This is a genomic window from Desulfotomaculum sp. OF05-3, assembly GCF_003435535.1.
GTDB classification, from domain to species: domain Bacteria; phylum Bacillota; class Clostridia; order Lachnospirales; family Lachnospiraceae; genus Pilosibacter; species Pilosibacter fragilis.
Window position 1 is genome coordinate 1 of the sequence record NZ_QWGO01000069.1, and the last position, 4,881, is coordinate 4,881.

Annotated in this window: 5 protein-coding genes; all 5 read right to left on the reverse strand. The window is 43.5% G+C overall.

The window, feature by feature from the left end; all coding sequences use genetic code 11:
• The coding region (locus DXA87_RS17455; protein ID WP_199537951.1) for a repa at positions 1 to 1,370 on the reverse strand (1,370 nt) is incomplete at its 3' end.
• Between the two features lie 381 nt (positions 1,371 to 1,751).
• The gene (locus DXA87_RS17460) at positions 1,752 to 2,306 is read right to left on the reverse strand and encodes a hypothetical protein (RefSeq protein WP_002595445.1); all 555 of its coding nucleotides are present in this window, start codon (positions 2,304 to 2,306) and stop codon (positions 1,752 to 1,754) included.
• 390 nt (positions 2,307 to 2,696) lie between these two features.
• Positions 2,697 to 3,812: a relaxase/mobilization nuclease domain-containing protein gene (locus tag DXA87_RS17470; protein ID WP_002595444.1), complete on the reverse strand. Its 1,116-nt coding sequence runs from the start codon at positions 3,810 to 3,812 to the stop codon at positions 2,697 to 2,699.
• Positions 3,773 to 4,093, reverse strand: a complete 321-nt coding sequence (gene mobC / locus DXA87_RS17475) for a plasmid mobilization relaxosome protein MobC (RefSeq protein WP_002595443.1) — start codon at positions 4,091 to 4,093, stop codon at positions 3,773 to 3,775. The genes DXA87_RS17470 and mobC overlap by 40 nt, the downstream gene beginning before the upstream one ends.
• Positions 4,086 to 4,721: a hypothetical protein gene (locus DXA87_RS17480; protein ID WP_002595442.1), complete on the reverse strand. Its 636-nt coding sequence runs from the start codon at positions 4,719 to 4,721 to the stop codon at positions 4,086 to 4,088. The genes mobC and DXA87_RS17480 overlap by 8 nt, the downstream gene beginning before the upstream one ends.
• Positions 4,722 to 4,881 lie beyond the last annotated feature (160 nt).

Genomic DNA, 4,881 nt, shown 5'->3' on the forward strand with positions numbered 1-4,881 from the left:
TTATAAACCGTATGCTTTGCAAGTCCTGTCTCTCGGATGCAGTCCGCTTTTGTTCCCAGAGGGTTGCTTTCTCTCCATTCTTCGACAATCTTCGCCTTGTCTGGTCTCCCTTGTAGAGCTTTGCCCCTGTCCTCATTCATTGTTTCAAGGGTAAAACGTGCGATTTTTAAGTGCGTGGCTTGCTTTCTGCCGTTCCTCTTATTTGGCGGTATGACAACTTTCGTCTGCTTCTCTATCCATTCTCGGCTTGCCATAGTCGAAAGTAGCTTGTTATCAGCTTTGAGGGCTTTCAATGCGTCCTTTACATCTTCCCTTGTAAAATGGTTGTCCTCATCATCTGTAAGGCTCTCCAGATGCTCCAAAAATGAATAGGCATCTTGCCTTATTCGTCTTTCAGATATGCCACATTTCAAGCCATACGCACACAATGCCATGATTGAGAAGTACCTACCGCCTACCTTTACTTCGGTAAAAATCTTGTTCTTCCACCACTCATAAAGGGCTTCATTACACACCCATGTGCCTTTTTTCTTCGGTCTGCCCTCTACAACTCGCTCTTGATACCACTCTGGGTACAGCTTCTTTGCTTCGTCCAGTGACAGCTTACTCTTTTCTTTCTTCGGCTTCTCTGTAAGTACCGATAAATCAACCTTACAGTTCGGTATGCTGTCCTTTATATCTTCCAGAGTATAGCGGTTATCCGACATCTTATAGGCTTTCACTGGGAAGTCTGCCCCCAGCTTGCTCTGGCTCCCAACACACCTAAAGCCTTGATAGATACCTGTTATATCTGGGCTGTCTGGTCTGATACTGCTCGTATCGTTCCATAGTCTGCGGATAAATGCTTCTTTCAGCTCCGCAAGGGTATCTTCCAGATTATGATACAACTGTACTGGCTCTTTCAAAAAGTAATAGGCATGGACACCCTTTCCAGAACTCACAAGGTAGGTCGGTCGGAGCTGTACTCCGTTCCCGAATTGCTTCAAGAGGTTCTTCAACTGCTGTTTTCCGACATAATCAATATCTATTGCAACCGCATACAGTTCATGTGCGTTCTGCTTCGTGTGTGTCTTGCCATAGAACGTGATAGGCGGTATCAGTCCGAACTCGTCCCCTATGACCTTATCAAGCATATTCAGACTATCATCTATAACCCACTGCTTCGTTCTTCCCTTTCCAGATGGTCTTATCTGGGTTGCAATCACATTTCCTTTTCCGTCATGCTCTGCACTCTGTAAGCTCCCCTCTGGGAACAAGTCACGATAGAACTCATGGGGGCTGACCTCTGGAAAACCTCTCTCCAACATCAGCTCCTCTTTATCCCTATATACCTTTCTCCACTCATACATTGTTTTTGTATTTCTACGCATATTTTTCTCCTACTTAGATATATTATATAATATACTGCCCTTACTCCGCTTGACCGCTAATCTTATCAATAGATTTTTGCACCTTTTTCTCTCAAGTATAAGGGAGTGCCTTTTTGGTGTCAATATCTACACCTCACTCCCTCTCGCCTTCACCGCTTATCTTATCAATGAAGTATTTTACCTTTTTCCATCAAGTATAAGGGAGTGCCTTTTTGGTGTCAATATCTACACCTCACTCCCTCTCGCCCTTATCGCTTATCTTATCAATGAATTTATTGCACCTTTTTGACCTCTAAAAAAAGGGAGTGAATTAAGAATATCTCATCCTCACTTCACTCCCTCTTATTTTCATCACTACTCTTACCAATATTTCAGTATTTTCTACTTAGCATCACGAAGAGTTCCTTTCCATACTGCGTATTCGTCACCTTTCTCATCAGTTGCGGTTAATATTGCTTCACAATATGGATTTGATGGTGGATTCGGAGTCGTATATACATAGCTTCGAGAATTAGTTCCTGTATACCCATTATGATCTTCTTCATTTGTATGCCAACTATTTACTCCTTCAGCTCTTGTTACAAGTTTACTGGATTTTAATTTTAATGGATTAGACGTCATAGATGCCTTAACTGTGTACTGCGGTCTTCCAGATGAATCTAAACCATCATAAAAATACTCCATACTTCCTAAAATTCTATTTTCAATATCTAAAGCTGTAGCAGGAATAGGTTCTCGAGAAGAAATTGTGTTTTTTCCATCACACGCAAAATATACTTTATCCAGCAAAACAGATTCTCCATTAGTTGAACGAGTCACCGATTCTACCGCCTCGGTTTCAGCAGGAGCTGTATCTGCTGCAAAACTAACCATATTCATAGCCATCATCATTATTGCTGCCAAAGCTAACGCTACAGATCTGCGAATATTTCTCATTAATTTTCCTCCTATGTCAATGTATTTTTATAGCATCTAAAGCAACAAGTACATTGGCATCCCCTCCTTTTTGTTTTACTATACTATATTTTCAACAAAAAAACATTAATTATATATAACATTTTTATAAAACTTTACTTGACAAATAAATAATATAACACTATCAAAAACGTCCCAATATTACAGACCATACCGCCCCAAAACAGGTATATCTTCAAGCCCTCATATCTGAAAAAGCTGTTTTTGCTTTCCTCCAGCTCCCGGACTTTCTGCTTCATTACGCTTGTAAGCGTATCAGACTGCTTTTCAAGAGCTTTTGTTGCCTTCTGTACCGCCTCTATATTCGCCTGTAACGCCTTTTTTACCTCTTGGACGGTACTTTCTCTGACCTCATCTCTCAGGCTCCCAATTCCGGCTGATATGGCGTTCTGAAGTAGTTCGTTGCTGTTCTCTAACTGCTCGACTTGCTTCTTCAGCTCGCTGATGAGCTGCCTGCTCAGCTCGGCGTCTCTCTGCCTGTTCTGCTCTGCCCTTGCTTGTCCTTGATTTGACTGCTTCATCAATTCCTCGCAGCTCTCGCTCGACAAAGCTAAGGCTTCCTTCAGCAGGCTGTTCTCCAGCTCTGTCCGGCTCTGACGGTTCAGTTCTTGGATCCGTTCTCTCGGACTTGCCTGCTCTGACTTCTGCTGTTCGTGCATTTCTCTCAAACTCATGCTCCAGTTCCTCCTTTCCAAAACCCATGTTGTAGTATTTTTCCAGCTTATTATTACGAATTTTGCAAGCCTTTTCTCCTGCCTGCTTCCTTGCTAAGTCGGTATATGTGATGTATTTGTGGCTGTCCTGCCAGTCCACTCCGTACCCTCTTTCATTCATCAGCCGAATAAAGCTTTCCCGGCTGGTCGCTGTTTCCTTACAGTCCAGGACTGCCAGGGCAATGTCCTGGACATAGCTTTTCACTTTCCCCTGCTCCGCCTGCTTCAGAAGCTGGTACGTCTCTTTTTTCCATGCCACTGTTTCCTCACGTTCCGCTCCTTCAAAGGTCTTTCCCTTTTCTGAGACGTGTAGCCCCTGCTCCCTGCTCTGTGCGTTGCACCGCTCCTTCAGCTCCTGCAGGTCGGCGCTGCTCCACTGCAGCTTGTGCCCGTCCTCAAAATTGACGGAATTGACGATAAAGTGCGTATGGATATGTTTTTTGTCCTTATGGGTAGCCACAAGCACCTCAAACCCTTTCCATGCCGACGTATTCTCTGCAAGCTGTAAGGCGTTCCTGTGTGCCTGCTCCGGCGTGATTTTCTCGTCCTTATGGTAGCTCTGGACAAAGTGCTTGTATGTCCTTCCCCCGGTTTTCTCCCATAGTTCCTTGGTGGCTTGCATTTCGTCCTTTACTGTATCTGGTTCACAGTGCAGACCGCTGACAAGCTTATCCTCTGTCTTTTCCTCTTTTGTCACATAGTCCAGTGCTTGCCCTATGCCTGCTTTTGAAGATACTGCTTTAATAACTGCCATACTTCTCTCACCTCTTTCATGGTGTTAGGAAGCTCTTGCTTATAGTCCACATATCCATTTTCATTCAGCTTCTTGGCTATCTGGTTCAGATTGTTGCCTTGCCTTTTCAGCTCTGGATATATCTCTTTCAGTCCGTCCAGATTGACAATGTTCGACTGTGTGAGGGCTTCAATGATATATTGCTGTTGGCTCTTTCCAGACTGCTCTACTTTTTCTTTTATCTGTGCAAGTTCTTCCTCTGACACTCTTATAACTATCTGCTTCGGTCTTGTCCTATTCATTGATGAAGTCCTCTCTTTCCTTTACCCACTTCTTAATGAGTTCGATTTCCTCGTTCATGTTCGGCTCTTTCTCTGGCTTCCAGTCCGCTCTCATGTCTTTCAGTTCTTCCAGTGCTTCTTCTAAGTCTGCCTTATAGCTTTCTAAATCTTCTTTTTCGCTTGCTATATATTCATCAACACTATTGTAACAAGGCACACACTCATAGCTTGTAAAATCATCATTATACTTGTGGTACACAATGTCTTTCCATTCATCACTTGGCTCTGCTATGTTCTGTTTAGTAATTTCAATGTCGGATTTTATTGTCTCTACGTTCTCCAACATATCCAGATAATGCTCTGGTTCATAACCCAAATTCAATAAGTGATTCAGCAGTGTAGGCTCTGGGAACATTCCGAACCAACAACGCTCGAACCACTGGTCAGCATAATCTCTTTCATCACTTCCATTGGAGTAAGTACCGCCCACCAAATCTCCGACAAAATTCTCTATCAGCTCTCCGATTGTCAGACCATGCTTCCCACACTTTCTCGCCAGTCGGTCACAATCTGCGTCCGACAATTTCACTGTGATTTTTCTCTCTCTGATTGTCTCAATTTCTTTCTGCTGTTCCTCGCCCCAACTCATGCTTTTACCTCTCTTTCTTCTTGGCTATCACTCAACAATTTACCGCATATCTGCGGTCACTCAAAGGGGGATTGAAGGGGGGCTTTGCCACCCTCACAAGTTCTAAAGTGTAGCCGTTAGGCTATCACTTTAGGGAACTTGCAATATATCCGCTACACAT